Raw genomic sequence first — 17,365 nt, 5'->3', positions numbered from 1 at the left:
CATTCCATCCGCTGTACAAATATTCGCCAATCTTCCTTGCTTCGCCGGTTGCCCTTCTCTAGAATGTCGCCCCTTGCCGCGTGGGCAGGCGTTCGTTCGCCTCTCCACCAGGCAAGCCAAGAAAACATTCACTCCTTGCCTGACCGTTCTGCGGCAGGCTGCAACCCGTAAGGAGCATTTATGCGTCATTACGAAATCGTGTTCCTGGTTCACCCGGACCAGAGCGAACAAGTCGGTGGCATGGTCGAGCGTTACACCAAGGCCATCGAAGAAGACGGCGGCAAGATCCACCGTCTGGAAGACTGGGGCCGTCGTCAGCTGGCCTACGCCATCAACAACGTGCACAAGGCCCACTACGTTCTGATGAACGTCGAGTGCAGCGCCAAGGCCCTGGCTGAGCTGGAAGACAACTTCCGTTACAACGATGCCGTGATCCGTAACCTGGTCATGCGTCGCGACGAAGCTGTCACCGAGCAGTCCGAGATGCTCAAGGCTGAAGAAAGCCGCAACGAGCGTCGCGAGCGTCGTGAGCGTCCGAACGATAACGCTGAAGGCGCCGATGGCGACGACAACAGCGATAGCGATAACGCTGACGAGTAATTCCGGACCAGTATTGAGGAGCCAATCACATGGCACGTTTCTTCCGTCGTCGTAAGTTCTGCCGCTTCACCGCCGAAGGCGTGAAAGAGATCGATTACAAGGATCTCAACACCCTGAAGGCCTACGTTTCCGAAACCGGCAAGATCGTTCCGAGCCGTATCACCGGCACCAAGGCCAAGTACCAGCGTCAGCTGGCGACCGCTATCAAGCGCGCCCGCTACCTGGCCCTGCTTCCTTACACCGACAGCCACGGCCGTTGAGATCGGGCAGTCGAACGCTGGTAAGGGATAGATCGCATGCGCGCACTGGCTGAGTTCACCATGCGCGGCCGCATGCAGGCCACGCTCGCCGTGGCAGGCTCCGCGGTTGTTCCACTGTTGTTCTGGCTGAGTGCCGCCGCCGGTAGCCTGGTGCTGCTGCGGCGCGGATTCGGCGACGCCTTCGGCGTCCTGGCCTGGGCGGTGCTACCGGCGATGTTCTGGTGGTACCTGGGCGATCCGAGCATCCTTCTGGTCCTGCTCGGTACCCTGACGCTGGCGCAGATCCTGCGCGCCAGCACGTCCTGGAGCCATGTGCTGCTGGGCAGTGTTGCAGTTGGCGTGGTATTCGCGCTGGTGCTGGGGCATACCTCCAGCGAGCTGATCGGCGCCCTGGCGACGGAAGTCACCAAGGTCCTGACCCAGCTTCGCGGGGAGTCCCAGCTGTCGGGCGAAGAGCTGGACAAGTTGCAGGTGGCGCTGGTGCCGACCCTGACCGGGGTCATGGCTTCCTCGCTGCAGGTGACCTGCCTGCTCTGCCTGATGCTCGCGCGGTACTGGCAGGCTTCGCTGTACAACCCGGGCGGCTTCGGCCGCGAATTCCGGAGTTTGCGGCTGGCGCCGGCGGTTGCCGTGATCCTGCTGCTGGGGGCCGTCGTGGTCCCGGCGCTGGAAGTGCAGGCCGCGGTGCTCGGTCCGTTGTGCAGCGTGCCGCTGATCATCGCCGGCGTGGCGCTCGGGCATGGCCTGATCGCCCTGAAGCGCCTCGCGGGTGGCTGGCTGGTGGGCCTGTACCTGGCTGTATTGCTGCTGGGGAACCTGATCTGTCTTTTGGCGGTTGTCGACAGTCTGTTTGATTTTCGTGGACGCCTGGCCCGGCGCCAGGGTTCCACGAACGGTGAAGGTTAAAAGTTAAGAGGTAAGACTCAAATGGAAGTCATCCTGCTGGAAAAAGTCGCCAACCTGGGCAACCTGGGCGACAAGGTGAACATCAAGGGCGGTTACGCCCGTAACTTCCTGCTGCCGCAGGGCAAGGCCACCGTCGCCACCGCCGAGAACGTCGCTGCGTTCGAAGCCCGCCGCGCCGAGCTGGAAAAGGCTGCCGCCGAGAAGAAGGCCGCTGCCGAAGCCCGTGCTGCCCAGCTCTCCGAGCTGGTGGTAACCCTCGGCGCCCACGCTGGCGACGAAGGCAAGCTGTTCGGTTCGATCGGCACCCGCGACATCGCCGAAGCCGTTTCCGCTGCCGGTTACCCGCTGGAAAAAGCCGAAGTTCGCCTGCCCAACGGCGCGCTGCGCAACACCGGTGAGTTCGACGTCGCCGTGCACCTGCACACCGACGTGGAAACCACTCTGAAGCTGATCATCGTCGCTGAGTAAGCGATCCGATCGGTAGGGCTGGGCGGGCATATGCGTGTCCGCGGCAGTCCGCTAACATCGGGCACGGTACCGGCAACGGCACCGTGCCCGTTGTTTTTTCCGCTGTTCCTTTTTCTTGCGTCGAGTCTATGAACGAGATCACCAGCCCCGAGCAATACGACCTGGAAACCACAGCCCTGAAGGTGCCGCCGCACTCGATCGAGGCCGAGCAGGCCGTGCTGGGTGGCCTGATGCTGGACAACAACGCCTGGGAGCGTGTGTCGGATTCGGTGTCCGACGGCGATTTCTACCGCCATGACCATCGCCTGATCTTCCGCGCCATCTACAAGCTGGCCGAGGCCAACCAGCCGATCGACGTGGTGACCCTCTCCGAGCAGTTGGAGAAGGAAGGACAACTGGCCCAGGTCGGCGGCCTGGCCTATCTCGGCGAACTGGCGAAGAACATTCCGTCGGTCGCCAACATCAAGGCCTACGCGCAGATCATCCGCGAGCGCGCCACCCTGCGCCAACTGATCGGCATCAGCAACGAGATCGCCGACAGCGCCTTCCACCCGGAAGGGCGCGGCGCCAACGAGATCCTCGACGAGGCCGAGCGGAAGATCTTCGAGATCGCCGAAGCGCGACCGAAGACCGGCGGGCCGGTAGGGATCAGCGATATCCTGGTCAAGACCATCGACCGCATCGACTACCTGTTCAACACCACCGAGGCGCTGACCGGGGTGTCCACCGGTTTCACCGACCTCGACGAGAAGACCAGCGGCCTGCAGCCGGCCGACCTGATCATCGTCGCCGGGCGTCCGTCGATGGGTAAGACCACCTTCGCCATGAACCTGGTCGAGAACGCGGTGATGCGCACCGACAAGGCCGTGTTGGTGTACTCCCTGGAGATGCCCTCCGACTCGATCGTGATGCGTATGCTCTCGTCGCTCGGGCGTATCGACCAGACCAAGGTGCGTTCCGGCAAGCTCGACGACGAGGACTGGCCGCGCCTGACTTCGGCGATCAACCTGCTCAACGACAAGAAGCTGTTCATCGACGATACCGCTGGCATCAGTCCCTCGGAAATGCGCGCGCGGACCCGTCGCCTGGTGCGCGAGCACGGCGACCTGGCGCTGATCATGATCGACTACCTGCAACTGATGCAGATACCCGGCTCCAGCGGCGACAACCGGACCAACGAGATTTCCGAGATTTCCCGCTCGCTGAAGGCCCTGGCGAAGGAATTCAACTGCCCGGTGATTGCCCTGTCGCAGCTCAACCGCTCCCTGGAGCAGCGACCCAACAAGCGCCCGGTGAACTCCGACTTGCGCGAATCCGGGGCGATCGAGCAGGACGCCGACGTGATCATGTTCGTCTACCGCGACGAGGTGTACCACCCGGAGACCGAGTTCAAGGGCGTCGCCGAAATCATCATCGGCAAGCAGCGTAACGGTCCGATCGGTACGGTGCGCCTGGCCTTCATCGGCAAATACACGCGCTTCGAGAACCTTGCCGCCGGCATGTACAACTTCGAGGACGAATGACCCGGCTTGGGTCTTGCCCGGCGGGCGCCTTACCATAGGCACCCGTTTCAGTTGCAGGACCCGATGCCATGCGTCCCCTCGTTGCCACCGTCGACCTTTCCGCCATTCGCCACAACTATGCCCTGGCCAAGCGCTGCGCGCCGCAGCGCCAGGCGTTCGCGGTGGTCAAGGCGAACGCCTATGGCCATGGTGCGCGCGAAGTGGTTACCGCGTTGCACGACGATGCCGATGGCTTCGCCGTGGCCTGCCTGGAGGAGGCCGCGGAAGTCCGCGCCTTGCACGCCAGCGCGCGCATCCTGTTGCTGGAAGGCTGCTTCGAGGCGAGCGAATACGCCCTCGCCGGGCAATTGCGCCTGGACCTGGTGATCCAGGGCGCGGAACAGGGCGAGGCGTTCCTCGCCGCCGGCCTGGATATTCCACTCAACGTCTGGCTCAAGCTCGACTCCGGCATGCACCGCCTAGGCTTCGATCCTGCCGCGCTGCGCGCCTGGCATGCGCGCCTGCGCAACCATCCTGGTGTGCGCGAGCTGAACCTGGTCAGCCATTTCGCCTGCGCCGACGAACGCAACCATCCGCTCACCGAGCAGCAGCTGGAGAGTTTCCTCGGCCTGCTCGACCTGGATTTCGACCAGCGCAGCCTGGCCAATTCGGCGGCGGTGCTGACTATCCCGGCCGCCCACATGGACTGGCTGCGGCCGGGAATCATGCTCTACGGGTCGACCCCGCTGGCCGACCTGAGCGCCGCCGAACTGGGCCTGAGGCCGGCCATGAGCCTGGGCGCGCAGTTGATTTCACTGCGCGAGGTGGCCGTGGGCGAGAGCGTCGGCTACGGCGCCACCTGGATCGCCGAGCGGCCGGCGCGGATCGGCACGGTCAGTTGCGGCTACGCCGACGGCTATCCGCGTACCGCGCCAGCCGGGACTCCGGTACTGGTCGGGGGACGCCGCGCGACCCTGGCCGGGCGGGTCTCGATGGACATGCTGGCGGTCGACCTCTCCGACCTGCCGGAGGCTCGCGTTGGCGACCCGGTGGAGTTGTGGGGCGCCGGGTTGTCGGTGGACGAGGTCGCCCGTGCCTGCGGCACCCTTGGCTACGAGCTTCTGAGCAAGGTCACGGCTCGGGTTCCGCGACGCTACAGCCACTGATTCAGGAGATACGCTCCGGTGCCAGGGCGGTCGGCCAGGGGAGCGCCGGCGCGGTCTCGCGTTCATCGTCGGCAGCCATCGCATAGCCGGCGCGCCCGGCGCCCTTGACCCGGTACAGCGCCTGGTCGGCGGCCTTGTAGAGTTTGCCGAACTGCAGGGCGTCGCCGGGAAACAGGGCGACGCCGATGCTCGGTGTGATCACCAGCCACTGCTTGGCGAACTCCACCGGTTTCGCCAGTTCTCGCAGCAGGCGTTCGGCGATGTCGCGGGCATGCTGCTCGGCATTCGACCCGCCGACCAGCACGGCGAATTCGTCGCCGCCGAGGCGCGCCACGCAATCCTCGGTGCGCACGCAATGGCGCAGCCGCTGGGCCACGTTCTGCAGGACGAAGTCGCCGGCATCGTGGCCATGGGTATCGTTGATCGGCTTGAAGTGATCCAGGTCGATCAGCAGCAGCGCCATGCTGTTGCCGTGGCGGCGCGCGTCGTCCAGGGCGCTTTCGGCGAACTCCATCAGGTGCCTGCGGTTGCCAAGCCCGGTCAGCGGGTCGTGATGGGCGGCGTACTGCAGTTGCGCTTCGCGCATCTGCAACTGGCGATTGGCCTCGCTCAACTCGTTGGTACGGACTTCCACGGCGCGTGCCAGGTCGCGCTGGGCGCTGTGCAGCAGGGCCAGGCGCGCGTTCTTTTCCTGGTCGGCCTGGTCCAGGGCCAGGGCCCTTTCCTGCTTCAGATCCTGGATGCGCGAGGCGAGCGCCAGGGAGAACAGCAGGGCCTCCAGGGTCAGCGCCAGCGGGAAGACCATGGCGTTGGCCGAGGTCGGCTGGACCAGCGCGGTGGCGCGCATCACGCCAAGGCTGACGCTGCCGAGCACCAGGCCGAAGCCGACCAGGTACAGGCGCGCCGTGGCCGAACCTTGGCGCCAGCGCTGCACTGCCAGGCCGATGGCGATCGGCAGGTTGGCCAGCAGGGTCAGCGCCAGCACGCCGGCCGCCTGCCAGCGCCAGCCGGCGGCGTTGAACGCCAGGCAGGCAAGGAACAGCAGGCAACAGGCGTTCAGCAGGTGATGGGCCCAGCGTGCGTGCTGCCGGCTTTGCAGCAGGTTCTGGCTGAAGCGGATCACGCAGATGCCCCAGATCGCCAGCAGCGCCAGGCGGTCAAGCCACCAGGGCACCGCCCGCTCGGGCCAGAAATACTCGAAACCATGGCCGCTGATGCTCAGGGTCAGCACCAGCGCGCTGGCAGCGGTCAGCACGTACCAGAAATAGGCGCGATCGCGCAGGCTGGTGAAGAGGAACAGGTTGTACAGCAGCAGGGCGAGGATCAGCCCGTAGGCCATGCCGAACAGCAGGTTGCCCTGGCTGCGGTATTCCAGCAGTTCGTCGTGGCTCCAGAGCCTCAGCGGAAAGGCGTTGCCGCCGGGATCGTAGCTGCGCAGGTAGACGCGCAACGGCCCATCGCCGGGAGGGATCCGGAACAGCGGATGACGGTAGGCGTGGTCGCGGCCCTCGGCGAAGGGCACCGCTTCGCCGCTGCGATGTTCACGGAACCCGCCGCGCTCGTCGGGGAGATACAGGCGCAGGTCGTGCAGGCTGGCGCTGGCGACTTCCAGCCACCAGCCGCCGGATACCGCCTCGCGTCTCGGCAGGTCGAGGCGCAGCCACCAGGCGCTGCGGCTGAGGCCGACGCTGGTGCGGCCGGCGGCGGCGACGAAGCGGCCGGCCTGCTCCGCTTGTTCGAGGTCCTCCACCGCCAGGTTGCCATCGGGGTCTTCGAGCAGGTCCAGCGAGCCGTTCAACCAGGCGCCGCTGGCCGGGCCCGTAGGAAGCCCCGGCGCTGCGTTCGACGCGGCGCTGGCCAATAGCAGGAAGACGACCGCGAACTGGGCAAGAGGATGGCGCACGATGAATCTCCCGGGGGCCTCTGGTGGAGGCCGGGTGAGATGACGATGGATGGAGTATAGAAAGAAGGTGGCGAAATGATGGCAGTTTGCGAGGCCAGCCGACGATAGGCAATACCCAGTGAAAACGTCGGAATTGCTCATTTTTTGTGCTATATTCCGCGCCCGCGTTTACGCGACCCCCCATTCCTAGAGATACCCCCTGGTGCCCGTGATGCAAGCCGCCAAGCCGCTGTTCGACTATCCCAAGTACTGGGCCGAGTGTTTCGGTCCGGCGCCCTTCCTGCCTATGAGTAGGGAAGAGATGGATCAGCTCGGCTGGGACTCCTGCGACATCATCATCGTCACCGGCGATGCCTACGTCGACCACCCGTCCTTCGGCATGGCCATCATCGGCCGCCTGCTGGAGGCCCAGGGGTTCCGCGTCGGCATCATCGCCCAGCCGGACTGGCAGTCGAAGGACGACTTCATGAAGCTCGGCGAGCCGAACCTGTTCTTCGGCGTGGCGGCCGGCAACATGGACTCGATGATCAACCGCTATACCGCGGACAAGAAGGTCCGTTCCGACGACGCCTACACCCCCGGCGGCCTGGCCGGCAAGCGCCCGGACCGCGCCAGCCTGGTCTATAGCCAGCGCTGCAAGGAGGCCTACAGCCATGTGCCGGTGATCCTCGGCGGGATCGAGGCCTCGTTGCGGCGCATCGCCCATTACGACTACTGGCAGGACAAGGTCCGCCGCTCGATCCTGATGGACGCCACGGCCGACATCCTGCTCTACGGCAACGCCGAGCGTGCGGTGGTGGAAATCGCCCAGCGCCTGGCCCAGGGCGAACCGCTGAGCGCGATCACCGACGTGCGCGGCACCGCCTTCGTCCGTCGCGACACCCCGGAGGGCTGGTTCGAGATCGATTCCACGCGGATCGACCGGCCGGGCAAGATCGACAAGATCATCAATCCCTACGTGAATACCCAGGACACTGCCGCCTGCGCCATCGAGCAGGAAAAGGGCGTGCAGGAGGACCCGCAGGAAGCCAAGGTCGTGCAGTTGCTGGCGAACCCCAGGCTGACCCGGGAGAAGACCGTGATCCGCCTGCCGTCTTTCGAGAAGGTGCGCAACGACCCGGTGCTCTATGCCCACGCCAACCGCGTGCTGCACCTGGAGACCAACCCGGGCAACGCCCGTGCCCTGGTGCAGAAGCACGGCGAAGTGGATGTCTGGTTCAACCCGCCGCCCATTCCGATGAGCACCGAGGAAATGGACTACGTGTTCGGCATGCCCTATGCCCGCGTACCGCACCCGGCCTACGGCAAGGCGAAGATTCCCGCCTACGAGATGATCCGCTTCTCGGTGAACATCATGCGTGGCTGCTTCGGCGGCTGCACCTTCTGCTCGATCACCGAACATGAGGGACGGATCATCCAGAACCGCTCGCACGACTCGATCATCCGCGAGATCGAGGAGATGCGCGACAAGGTGCCCGGCTTCACCGGCGTGGTCTCCGACCTTGGCGGACCGACGGCGAACATGTACCGCATCGCCTGCAAGAGCCCGGACATCGAGCGGCACTGCCGCAAGCCGTCCTGCGTGTTCCCCGGCATCTGCGAGAACCTCGATACCGACCACAGCTCGCTGATCGAGCTGTACCGCAAGGCCCGGGCGCTGCCGGGGGTGAAGAAGATCCTGATCGCCTCCGGCCTGCGCTACGACCTCGCCGTCGAGTCGCCCGAGTACGTCAAGGAACTGGTGACCCACCACGTCGGCGGCTACCTGAAGATCGCCCCGGAGCACACCGAGCGCGGTCCGCTGGACAAGATGATGAAGCCGGGGATCGGCACCTACGACCGCTTCAAGCAGATGTTCGAGAAGTTCTCGAAGGAAGCCGGCAAGGAGCAGTACCTGATCCCGTACTTCATCGCCGCCCACCCCGGGACCACCGACGAAGACATGATGAACCTGGCCCTGTGGCTCAAGCGCAACGGCTTCCGCGCCGACCAGGTCCAGGCGTTCTATCCCTCGCCGATGGCCACCGCCACCGCGATGTATCACTCGGGCAAGAACCCGCTGCGCAAGGTCACCTACAAGAGCGATGGCGTGACCATCGTCAAGAGCGACCAGCAGCGGCGCCTGCACAAGGCCTTCCTGCGCTACCACGACCCGAAAGGCTGGCCGCTGCTGCGCGAGGCGCTGGAGCGGATGGGGCGCGCCGACCTGATCGGCAATGGCAAGCACCACCTGGTCCCGACCTACCAGCCGGATACCGGCGAATACCAGAGCGCCCGGCGGAAGAACTCGACGCCGGCCGGCAGCAAGAAGGCCGGCAAGCTGCTGACCCAGCATACCGGCCTGCCGCCACGCGCCAGCGACGGTGGTAAGCCGTGGAGCAAGGGTCAGCAGAACAAGGCGACGGCCTTCGCCAAGGGCAAGAAGAAGTCGCGCCAGCCGAACATCCCGCGCTGATCGCCGGGGCGGCCCTGCCGCCCGCAAAGCGTGCGCGGCTGCAACCTTGCCTGCGGTCGCGCACCGTCGCAGTGCATTGCCGCGGCACGACCTCCTGGCCGCCCGGGCCTGACGGCGCTGGCACAAGTCTTGCGCTTCCGGGGCATCCCGGTCTTCACGAAGAACCGTCGTGGCGGACCCGGCAACGCCTCGTCGCTTCGCTCCGGCGTCGCGCCGCCGACTCCGCTACAGTGACCGCAACCCCAGCCCCGCGAGCCTTCGATGCCCGAGCTGCTTGCCCACTATCCGTTCACCGATACGGCCTACCATGAGCTGCTCGATCGCCAGGGTGGCGTGCGTCCCCATTGGCAGCGGCTGTTCCGCCAACTGGAGCGCAGCAGCCCTGAGCAACTGCGCCAGCGCCAGGCCCTGGTGGAACGGCAGATCCAGGAGAACGGCGTCACCTACAACGTCTACGCCGATCCCAAGGGCACCGACCGCCCCTGGGCGCTGGACCTTCTGCCGAACCTGCTGTCCGCCGCCGAGTGGCAGCCGATCGCCGCCGGCGTGGCACAGCGTGCTCGGCTGCTCAACGCGCTGCTGGCCGACCTGTACGGCGAGCAGCGTCTGCTCGCCGAAGGGCTGCTGCCCAGCGAACTGGTCTTCGGCCATCCGAACTTCCTCTGGCCGGCGCTCGGCATCCGACCGCCCGGCGGGATCTTCCTGCACAGCTATGCCGTGGACCTGGCGCGCGATGCCGACGGATGCTGGCAGGTCCTCGCCGACCGCACCCAGGCGCCGTCCGGCGCGGGCTATGCGCTGGAGAACCGGCAGATCGTCTCGCGGGCCTTGCCGGAACTCTATCGCGACCTGCGCGTGCAGCATCTCGCCGGGTATTTCCGCACCCTGCAGGAGACCCTCGCCAGCCAGGCCGCCGGCGACGGCGAGACGCCGCTGGTGGTGCTGCTGACTCCCGGACGTTTCAACGAAACCTACTTCGAGCATCTCTACCTGGCGCGCCAGCTCGGTTTTCCGCTGGTCGAGGGGCACGACCTGACGGTGCGCGACGCCACCCTCTATCTCAAGACCCTCGGCGGCCTGAAACGGGTGCACGCGGTATTGCGGCGCCTCGATGACGACTTCTGCGACCCGCTGGAATTGCGTACCGACTCGGCGCTGGGCATTCCCGGCCTGCTCGAGGCGGTACGCCAGGGGCGCGTACTGGTGGCCAACGCGTTGGGCAGCGGGGTGCTGGAATCGCCCGGCCTGCTCGGCTTCCTGCCGCAGGCCTGTCGCCGCCTGCTCGGCGAGGAGCTGGCGCTGCCCTCGCTCGACACCCGCTGGTGCGGCGAGCCGCAGGCCCTCGAGGCGATACTCGCGGCACTGCCCGACCTGGTGATCAAGCCGGCCTTTCCCGGCCAGCGCTGCGAACCGCTGTTCGGCCACGCCCTCGACGGTGCCGGCCTGGCATCCCTCGGCGAGCGCTTGCGCGAGCGCCCGCAGGCCTACGTGGCGCAACGCCTGGCGCAGTTGTCCCAGGCGCCGGTCTGGCGCGACGGCGAGGCCGGCGTCGGCCTGCAGTCGCGGGCCATCGGCATGCGCGTGTTCGCCGTCGCCGCCGCCGACGGACGCTACTGGGTGATGCCCGGCGGTCTGACCCGCGTAGCCTCGGCGGCGGATGCCGAGGTGGTGTCGATGCAACGCGGCGGCGCGAGCAAGGACACCTGGGTACTGGCCGAGCGTGCGGTCGGCGGCGAGCCGTGGCGGCCGCGCCGGCTCGGCGTGCGCGACCTGGTCCGCGAGGATCCCTACCTGCCGTCGCGGGTGGTGGAAAACCTGTTCTGGTACGGCCGCTATGCCGAGCGTTGCGACGACCACGCGCGCCTGCTGCGGGTGGTGCTGTCGCGCTACGTGGATGCCGATGGCGACGAAGAGGCGCTGCGCAGCGCCCTGGCCCTGGCCGGCGGCATCGGCCTGCTGCCCGGGGATGGCGAGCCGTTGGAAAGGTGCCTGTTGCGGGCGTTGCTCGACGAGCACTGGCCGGCGAGCCTGTGCGCCAACCTGCGGCGCCTGCACTGGGCGGCGGCGCAGGTGCGCGGGCGCTTGTCCGGGGAGAACTGGCTGGCCTTGCTGGAGCTGCAACGCGACATGCAGGCGCTCGATCCGGCACGCACCGACCTCGGCGAAGCGCTGGACTTCCTCAACCGGCTAGTGATGTCCCTGGCAGCCTTGTCCGGTTTCGCCCTCGACGACATGACCCGCGACGACGGCTGGCGTTTCCTGATGATCGGCCGGCGCATCGAGCGCGTGCGCTTCTTCGCCGAGAGCATCGCCGCCTTCCTCGACGGCGGTAGCGCCTGGGACGCCGGCGCGCTGGAATGGCTGCTGGAACTGGGTAACAGCGGCATCACCTACCGCTCGCGCTACCTGGCGTCGCCGCAACTGGTCCCGGTGCTCGACCTGCTCCTGTTGCACGAGCAGAACCCGCACTCGCTGCGCTTCCAGTTGCAGGCCCTGGAGCGTTCGCTGGAGCGCCTGCACGAGGAGTTCGGCGCGCCACGCGAGCGGGAACTCAGGACCCTGGGCGAACGCCTGCGCAGCTTCGATCTGGCGGCCCTGGAAAGCCCGCTGTTCGGCGCGGCAGGACTCGATGAGGTGCTCGTCGGGCTGGCGCGACTGCTGCGCGACATCGCCGCCTGCGCCGGACAGGTCTCCGATCGGCTAGGCTTGCGCTATTTCGCCCATGTCGACGATGTCAGCCAGAGAACGGTATCCACCTGATGTCCGCACCCGCGCTTCGCTCCGTTCCGCTCCAGGGCGCCCGCTACCAGGTGCTGCACGACACCCATTACCGCTATGCGACGCCGGTCTCGCTGTCGCGGCAACTGGCGCATCTCTGGCCGCGCGAATGCGCCTGGCAGGCCTGTCATGAGCGGGCACTGCTGATCGAGCCGGGGCCGAGCCGGCGCGAGGATGGTCACGACGCATTCGGCAATCCGCTGAGCCGGCTGGCCTTCGAGCGTCCCCACGAGGCGCTGCGGGTCAGCGCGCGACTGCAGGTCGAAGTGTTCGCCCATGCGCCGGCGCAACTGACCGCGTCGCCGGCATGGGAAACCGTCGCCGCCGGGCTGGCATTTTCCGGGCGGGCGCTGTCCGCCGCCGAGCTGGAAGCCTGCCGCTATCGCGTCGAGTCGCCCTATGTGCGCATCCAGCGGCGATTCGCCGAGTTCGCCGCCGACTGCTTCCCGCCCGGACGGCCGTTGCTGGTGGCGGCGGCGGCACTGATGGAGAAGATCTTCCGCGAGTTCGCCTTCGATGCGCAGGCCACCCAGGTGGCGACGCCGCTGGACGAAGTGCTGGAGCGCCGTCGCGGGGTCTGCCAGGACTTCGCCCACCTGATGCTCGCCTGCCTGCGCGCGCGCGGACTGGCGGCGCGCTACGTCAGCGGCTACCTGCTGACCCGCCCGCCGCCCGGACAGGCGCGACTGATCGGTGCCGACGCCTCGCATGCCTGGGTCTCGCTGTATTGCCCGGAGAACGGCTGGGTGGATTTCGACCCGACCAACGACCTGTTGCCCGACCTGGAGCACATCACCCTGGCCTGGGGGCGGGATTTTTCCGATGTGTCGCCGTTGCGCGGGGTGATCCTCGGTGGCGGTAGCCATGACCCGGAGGTGCGGGTGACGGTGCTGCCGCTACAGGAAACAGCCGGCTGATCAAAAAGTGATCGGTCCCGCGGAGGCCCTGCCGCCCGGGACTCCCGGACCTTTTCACCCAGGTTGTCCACAGCCTCGCCCACGCCGTTTGGGGACAACGAAGCGGTGCTCCGGCAAATTCGCGGCGCCGTGCTAGCTTTTCCAGAATCCGCTACGGACGTTGTCGGGCCAAGGGCCGGAGCCTGCCTTTCCGGTGCCAGGGGCGGTTCTCGTACGGAGCCAGACTCCTTCCTTGCGCACGGTGAGCGATATGGATGACACGACGATCGTCAACGTAGGTACCGAGAAGATCAACGCGCTCTGGGCGACGGTGTCCCAGTACGCCTTCGCCTTCGGCATCAAGATTCTCGCGGCCATCGCCTTCTGGGTGATCGGCCGCTGGCTGATCGGCTTCGCCGTCGGCATGGTGCAGAAATCCCTCGAGCGGCAAAAGGTCGATCCCACCGTGCTGCGCTACGTGGGCTCGTTCATCACGGTGACCCTGAACGTGCTGCTGGTGGTGGGCATCCTCGGTTTCTTCGGCATCCAGACCACCAGCCTGGCGGCGCTGATCGCGGCGGTCGGCCTGGCCATTGGCATGGCCTGGTCGGGATTGCTGGCGAACCTGGCGGCCGGCGGCTTCATCATCGTCCTGCGGCCGTTCAAGGTCGGCGACTTCATCTGCGCCGGCGGAGTGACCGGCACGGTCAAGGAGATCGGCCTGTTCACCACGGCGATCAACACTCCGGACAACGTGCTGACCATGGTCGGCAACAACAAGATATTCGGCGACAACATCCAGAACTTCACCCACAACCCGTTCCGCCGGGTCGAGTTGAAGGCGCAGCTTTCCGGTGCCGCCGACTACCAGGCGGCCATCGCCCTGCTCAAGCAGCGCGTCGCGGCGATTCCCAACGTGCTCGGCGAGCCGCCGGTGGACGTGGAGATCCTCGAGTTCAACCTGGTCGGGCCGGTGCTGGCGGTGCGCCCGTATTGCCACAACGACCATTACTGGCAGGTCTATTTCGATACCAACAAGGTGATCAAGGACGCCCTCGGCGCCGACTTCCCGGCACCGATGCCGGCGCAGACGGTGATCGTGCAGCAGTCCGCCGGCGCCTGACGTTTCCCGCTCGGCACCGACGCCCCGTCCTGCGGGGCGTTGGCGTTTGTGCGCGGACCGGGTGGCGGGCCGCGCGGAGAAAACGGGCCATCGGCGAGTCCAACGGGCACCCCGGCGAACAAGGTATAGTGCGGGCCTGCAACCGTCGCCGCAGCCGGCCGGGTTTCATCGGGAAAAGGATTCCGTGTGTTCTTCAGATTGCTCTTGATCGCCGTCCTGCTGGCGGTATCCGCGTGCAGCTCCAAGGCTCCCGGCCCGGGGGCGTCGGTGCCGAAGGTCGTGCGCGGCGAGTATCGCGTCAAGCGCGGCGACACCCTCTATTCGATCGCCACCCGGCACGGCTGGAACTACAAGGACCTGGCGCGCGCCAACGGCATCCGCCCGCCCTACGCGGTCAAGGTCGGCCAGGTGGTGCGCTTCGACGGGCGCAAGTCGACCTACGTCGCCAGTAGCCGCTCTTCGTCTAACACCCGTGCGCGCAAGCCGCCGCCTCCGCCGCCGTCGGTGACCCTGCGCGGCTGGCAGTGGCCGATGAAGGGGCCGGTGATCCGCCGCTTCTCCAGTTCCGACAAGCTCAACAAGGGCATCCGCATCGCCGGCACCCTGGGCCAGCCGGTGCAGGCCTCGCTGGCCGGCAAGGTGGTGTTCGCGGTGAACAACATGCGTGGCTACGGCAACCTGGTGATCATCCAGCACGGTACCTCGTACACCAGCACCTACGCGCACAACAGCCGCTTGCTGGTGAAGGAGGGGCAGATGGTCGGCAAGGGCCAGAAGATCGCCGAGGCCGGTTCCTCGGATGCCGACCGGGTGCAGCTGTACTTCGAGATCCGCCAGAACGGCCGGCCGCTCGACCCGCTGAGCCTGCTGCCGCCGTCCTGAGAGAGGAGCGGATCACTGCGGGGTGCGGTCGACCCACTTCGGCGCCACGCTCGGCGTCCAGGCGGCGAGGGCATCGAGCAGCGCCTCCGGGCTGGCGCCGCGCTGCAGCATGCCGCGGTGTTCGGCGCGGACGAAACGTTCGTCGACCAGGTGGTCGAGGAAAGTCAGCAGCGGGTCGTAGAAACCGTTCACTTCGAGCAGGCCCAGCGGCTTGGCGTGGTAGCCCAGTTGGCCCCAGGTCCAGACCTCGAACAGCTCTTCCAGGGTGCCGAGCCCGCCAGGCAGGGCGATGAAGGCGTCGGCCAGTTCGGCCATGCGTGCCTTGCGCGCGTGCATGCCGTCTACCACTTCCAGGCGGGTCAGGCCCTTGTGGCCGATCTCGGCCTCCTGCAGGCTCTGCGGGATGATCCCGATCACTTCGCCGCCGGCGGCCAATGCGGCGTCCGCCACGGTGCCCATCAGACCGACCGCGCCGCCACCGTAGACCAGGGTCAGGCCGCGCTCGGCCAGGTGCCGGCCGAGGGCCACGGCGGCTTCCTGGTAGACCGGGGAAGCGCCGGGGCTGGCGCCACAGAATACGCAGACGGAACGCAAGGTCATGATCGACTCCTGTCGGGGGTGGAAAAAGGCGCACAGGGTAGCGGCTGGGAGCGCTTCGACCAAGCCGTGCGAAGCATTGCCGGACGTTGCGTCGCAGGCGCGAAGCGGCACATCTGTGCTAAAACAGGAGTTCCCCGTAGTAAACGCCGGGCAGATCCCGCTCGATGCCCCGCCACGTCCGGTTCGGGTTTGACCTGAATCAGTGGAACTCGGTGCCCGATCGGGCAGTCTGCTCTTTCAGGATTCATCGCCCAACCTGCCTAGGAGGCTGCTCCATGCTACGTAAACTCGCTGCGGTATCCCTGCTGTCCCTGCTCAGTGCGCCGCTGCTGGCTGCCGAGTGCTCGGTGGACATCCAGGGTAACGACCAGATGCAGTTCAACACCAATGCCATCACCGTCGACAAGAGCTGCAAGCAGTTCACCGTCAACCTGTCCCACCCCGGCAACCTGCCGAAGAACGTCATGGGCCACAACTGGGTACTGAGCACCGCCGCCGACATGCAGGGCGTGGTCACCGACGGCATGGCTTCCGGCCTGGACAAGGATTACCTGAAGCCCGACGACAGCCGCGTCATCGCCCACACCAAGCTGATCGGCTCGGGCGAGAAGGACTCGGTGACCTTCGACGTCTCCAAGCTGAAGGAAGGCGAGCAGTACATGTTCTTCTGCACCTTCCCGGGCCACTCCGCGCTGATGAAGGGCACCCTGACCCTGAAGTGATGCGCGAGCGATCCGCTGCATGAAAAAGCCCGGCCGCTGCCGGGCTTTTTCATGGGCGCGCGCCGGGCTCAGCGCGCGTAGCGTGCCGCCATCGCCTCGCCGGCCAGTTGGTGCACGCGCCGGGTCGGATGCCACTCGTCCCAGAAGTAGTACTGGTCCGGGTTGGCGCAGGCCGGGCGGACGCTGGGCTGGGTCGGCTGGCAGGGCGCGTCCAGCTCCACCAGGCCATAGCGCGCCGGGTTGCGCCGCAAGTGGCGGCTGAAGGTGAGATGGTCGAACCAGCTCAGCTCCAGGCCGCGGGTCTTGCGCAGGGCGGCGAGCTGGATCGGCAGGCTGGCGTTGACTGCCTGCAGGTAGCGCTGCGCCCGCTCGACCCGGTTACCGGCGACCACCGCCGGGACCACGCTCAGGTCGGTCGAACTGACCACCAGGAAGCGTCGTGCGCCGGCCTCTCCGAGACGCTGCACCGCGGCGCGGATGTTCGCCACGCTGCTGCCGGCCAGTTGTTCCAGGGGCTGCTCGCCGGCGAAATCCTCGTGCTCGAAGAAATCGTTGGCGGAGACGAAGATGAAGTGCAGCGCCTGGCCGTCGGCCGGCTTGCCGTCCAGCGTGGCGAGGTAGGCGTCGACCTGGCCGGCGAGGCCGGTATGGCGGTAGGCGCTCATCCAGCCGTAGTAGTTGTCCGCTCCGCTCTTGGCGCCGCCCACCGCATGGTCGGCCAGTTGTGCGCCGAGCTGGCGGGCGAGCACCTCGACGGCGGTCGGGCCGTTGCTCCAGCGGCCCTGCCAGTAGACTTCGCCGGGCAATGCCTGGGCGCCGGCGATGCCCTTGGCGAGCATCTCGCGGGTCAGTCGCTGGCTTTCGCCGTTGTCCGAATAGCTGTCGCCGAAGGCGTGGATCTGCCGTACCGGCGCGAGCAGCGGGGACGTGTGTCCGCAGGCCTGGCCGGCCAGCAGGACACCGAGGAGCAGGGCGGGGAGACGGGTGCGCATGGCTGGCCTTCGCAGGGATTCAGCTTCCTTCTAGCGCGCCGCCGCGCGGACTTGAAGACCTGGTTGCGACAGGCACATTCCCGCCCGCGACAAAGGCCCGTCGACGACGGGC

The 17,365-nt window shown here is 66.9% G+C and carries 15 protein-coding genes; 12 read left to right on the top strand and 3 right to left on the bottom strand.

Going from position 1 to position 17,365, the window contains the following annotated elements; translation table 11 throughout:
- The first annotated feature begins 180 nt into the window (after positions 1–180).
- The 6 genes from rpsF (at position 181) to alr (ending at position 4,902) form a co-directional block, all read left to right on the top strand.
- Positions 181–600: a 30S ribosomal protein S6 gene (gene rpsF / locus LE197_RS24500; RefSeq protein ID WP_003095636.1), complete on the top strand. Its 420-nt coding sequence runs from the start codon at positions 181–183 to the stop codon at positions 598–600.
- Positions 601–629: 29 nt separating this feature from the next.
- Positions 630–860: a 30S ribosomal protein S18 gene (gene rpsR, locus LE197_RS24495; RefSeq protein ID WP_003095634.1), complete on the top strand. Its 231-nt coding sequence runs from the start codon at positions 630–632 to the stop codon at positions 858–860.
- Positions 861–896: 36 nt separating this feature from the next.
- Positions 897–1,766, top strand: a complete 870-nt coding sequence (locus LE197_RS24490; RefSeq protein ID WP_003095630.1) for a hypothetical protein — start codon at positions 897–899, stop codon at positions 1,764–1,766.
- 21 nt (positions 1,767–1,787) lie between these two features.
- On the top strand, positions 1,788–2,234 hold the full coding sequence (gene rplI, locus LE197_RS24485) for a 50S ribosomal protein L9 (protein ID WP_003095627.1): 447 nt from the start codon (positions 1,788–1,790) through the stop codon (positions 2,232–2,234).
- 128 nt (positions 2,235–2,362) lie between these two features.
- Complete coding sequence (dnaB, locus tag LE197_RS24480) at positions 2,363–3,757, top strand: replicative DNA helicase (RefSeq protein WP_003100012.1); 1,395 nt, start codon at positions 2,363–2,365, stop codon at positions 3,755–3,757.
- Positions 3,758–3,825: 68 nt separating this feature from the next.
- Positions 3,826–4,902: an alanine racemase gene (gene alr, locus LE197_RS24475; RefSeq protein ID WP_016264105.1), complete on the top strand. Its 1,077-nt coding sequence runs from the start codon at positions 3,826–3,828 to the stop codon at positions 4,900–4,902.
- A gap of 1 nt (position 4,903) precedes the next feature.
- Here the strand turns inward: alr and LE197_RS24470 are convergent, their stop codons facing one another.
- Entirely contained in the window at positions 4,904–6,805 is a 1,902-nt protein-coding gene (locus LE197_RS24470; protein ID WP_003100009.1) for a diguanylate cyclase, read from the bottom strand.
- Positions 6,806–7,016: 211 nt separating this feature from the next.
- On the opposite strand from LE197_RS24470, the gene LE197_RS24465 reads away from it, so the two are divergent.
- The 5 genes from LE197_RS24465 (at position 7,017) to LE197_RS24445 (ending at position 14,939) form a co-directional block, all read left to right on the top strand.
- The gene (locus tag LE197_RS24465) at positions 7,017–9,260 is read left to right on the top strand and encodes a YgiQ family radical SAM protein (protein ID WP_003135540.1); all 2,244 of its coding nucleotides are present in this window, start codon (positions 7,017–7,019) and stop codon (positions 9,258–9,260) included.
- Positions 9,261–9,521: 261 nt separating this feature from the next.
- The gene (locus LE197_RS24460) at positions 9,522–12,020 is read left to right on the top strand and encodes a circularly permuted type 2 ATP-grasp protein (RefSeq protein WP_016264106.1); all 2,499 of its coding nucleotides are present in this window, start codon (positions 9,522–9,524) and stop codon (positions 12,018–12,020) included.
- Entirely contained in the window at positions 12,020–12,955 is a 936-nt protein-coding gene (locus LE197_RS24455) for a transglutaminase family protein (RefSeq protein WP_003100003.1), read from the top strand. Before LE197_RS24460 ends, LE197_RS24455 begins: the two co-directional genes overlap by 1 nt.
- A 250-nt stretch (positions 12,956–13,205) precedes the next feature.
- Entirely contained in the window at positions 13,206–14,057 is an 852-nt protein-coding gene (locus tag LE197_RS24450) for a mechanosensitive ion channel family protein (RefSeq protein WP_003095599.1), read from the top strand.
- A gap of 186 nt (positions 14,058–14,243) precedes the next feature.
- On the top strand, positions 14,244–14,939 hold the full coding sequence (locus LE197_RS24445; protein ID WP_003112288.1) for a peptidoglycan DD-metalloendopeptidase family protein: 696 nt from the start codon (positions 14,244–14,246) through the stop codon (positions 14,937–14,939).
- 12 nt (positions 14,940–14,951) lie between these two features.
- Here LE197_RS24445 and LE197_RS24440 read toward each other — a convergent pair whose 3' ends face one another.
- Positions 14,952–15,539, bottom strand: coding sequence for a TIGR00730 family Rossman fold protein (locus tag LE197_RS24440; protein ID WP_003109460.1), 588 nt, complete (start codon positions 15,537–15,539; stop codon positions 14,952–14,954).
- A 275-nt stretch (positions 15,540–15,814) separates the two neighbouring features.
- Between LE197_RS24440 and azu the strand changes: the two genes are divergently transcribed.
- Positions 15,815–16,261 carry an azurin gene (gene azu / locus LE197_RS24435; protein WP_003095591.1) on the top strand — a complete coding sequence of 149 codons (447 nt, stop codon included), beginning with the start codon at positions 15,815–15,817 and terminating at the stop codon, positions 16,259–16,261.
- Between the two features lie 68 nt (positions 16,262–16,329).
- Here the strand turns inward: azu and choE are convergent, their stop codons facing one another.
- Positions 16,330–17,253: a cholinesterase ChoE gene (gene choE, locus LE197_RS24430; RefSeq protein ID WP_016264107.1), complete on the bottom strand. Its 924-nt coding sequence runs from the start codon at positions 17,251–17,253 to the stop codon at positions 16,330–16,332.
- Positions 17,254–17,365: the final 112 nt, after the last annotated feature.

The sequence above is a fragment of the Pseudomonas sp. PS1(2021) genome, from assembly GCF_020405165.1.
Taxonomy (GTDB): domain Bacteria; phylum Pseudomonadota; class Gammaproteobacteria; order Pseudomonadales; family Pseudomonadaceae; genus Pseudomonas; species Pseudomonas aeruginosa.
This window is presented reverse-complemented; position numbering and strand designations above follow the sequence as displayed.

Excerpts from the sequence above, each read along its gene's own strand:
- LE197_RS24465 (WP_003135540.1), top strand. The coding sequence starts at position 7,017 with ATGCAAGCCGCCAAGCCGCTGTTCGACTATCCCAAGTACTGGGCCGAG.
- LE197_RS24490 (WP_003095630.1), top strand. The coding sequence starts at position 897 with ATGCGCGCACTGGCTGAGTTCACCATGCGCGGCCGCATGCAGGCCACG.
- LE197_RS24455 (WP_003100003.1), top strand. The coding sequence starts at position 12,020 with ATGTCCGCACCCGCGCTTCGCTCCGTTCCGCTCCAGGGCGCCCGCTAC.
- dnaB (WP_003100012.1), top strand. The coding sequence starts at position 2,363 with ATGAACGAGATCACCAGCCCCGAGCAATACGACCTGGAAACCACAGCC.
- LE197_RS24440 (WP_003109460.1), bottom strand. The coding sequence starts at position 15,539 with ATGACCTTGCGTTCCGTCTGCGTATTCTGTGGCGCCAGCCCCGGCGCT.
- LE197_RS24450 (WP_003095599.1), top strand. The coding sequence starts at position 13,206 with ATGGATGACACGACGATCGTCAACGTAGGTACCGAGAAGATCAACGCG.
- rpsR (WP_003095634.1), top strand. The coding sequence starts at position 630 with ATGGCACGTTTCTTCCGTCGTCGTAAGTTCTGCCGCTTCACCGCCGAA.
- rpsF (WP_003095636.1), top strand. The coding sequence starts at position 181 with ATGCGTCATTACGAAATCGTGTTCCTGGTTCACCCGGACCAGAGCGAA.
- azu (WP_003095591.1), top strand. The coding sequence starts at position 15,815 with ATGCTACGTAAACTCGCTGCGGTATCCCTGCTGTCCCTGCTCAGTGCG.
- rplI (WP_003095627.1), top strand. The coding sequence starts at position 1,788 with ATGGAAGTCATCCTGCTGGAAAAAGTCGCCAACCTGGGCAACCTGGGC.
- choE (WP_016264107.1), bottom strand. The coding sequence starts at position 17,253 with ATGCGCACCCGTCTCCCCGCCCTGCTCCTCGGTGTCCTGCTGGCCGGC.
- LE197_RS24460 (WP_016264106.1), top strand. The coding sequence starts at position 9,522 with ATGCCCGAGCTGCTTGCCCACTATCCGTTCACCGATACGGCCTACCAT.
- alr (WP_016264105.1), top strand. The coding sequence starts at position 3,826 with ATGCGTCCCCTCGTTGCCACCGTCGACCTTTCCGCCATTCGCCACAAC.